The 591-nt window shown below is 64.3% G+C and carries 1 protein-coding gene; it reads right to left on the minus strand.

The genetic code is table 11. The features are described from left to right. Window positions 1-591 (minus strand): FecR family protein (locus HX846_RS34635; RefSeq protein WP_178967195.1); only part of this gene is annotated, 591 nt, incomplete at both ends.

The raw sequence follows: 591 nt of genomic DNA on the forward strand, positions 1-591 counted from the left end.
CACCTGTTTATCCACACCCAGGTAACCGGTGCGGTAGCGGCTCAGTTCGGCAACCACATCGCCGAGCCGCGCGTTGTCCACCACCAGCATGCCGCGCGTCCAGGCGTCGGTGCCGGGGCTGACGGCAAGCATCGGGCCGAGGCTGTCGCGGCGCATCAGCACTTGCTGGCCTTCCTTGAAGATCTGCTCTTGATGCAGCGCTTCAGGCTGTGCGCCGACGGCAGACTGCAACACGCTGAGGCGGGTGCCATCTTCCTCGCGCTTGACGATAAACCGTGTGCCCAGGGCGCGCAGGCTGCCTTCGCGGGTTTCGACAAAAAACGGGCGGGCGTCGTTGTGGCCGGTTTCGACAAGGATCTCGCCTTCCTGCAATACGATCAGCCGACGTTTCTCGTCAAAGCGCACGTCAATGGCGCTGTGGGTGTTGAGGTTGATCACGGTGCCATCCGCCAGCTTCAGGGTGCGCTGTTCACCGGTGGCGGTGCGCTGGTCTGCCAGCCAATAGTTGAGCGGCACGTAGCGCTGGCCGACGAACAATGCCAGGCCGCACACCAGCACCACACTGGCCAGGCCGCTGCCGAGCTTGCGCAC

Source organism: Pseudomonas sp. K5002 (genome assembly GCF_013386655.1).
In the GTDB taxonomy this organism is placed as follows: Bacteria; Pseudomonadota; Gammaproteobacteria; order Pseudomonadales; family Pseudomonadaceae; genus Aquipseudomonas.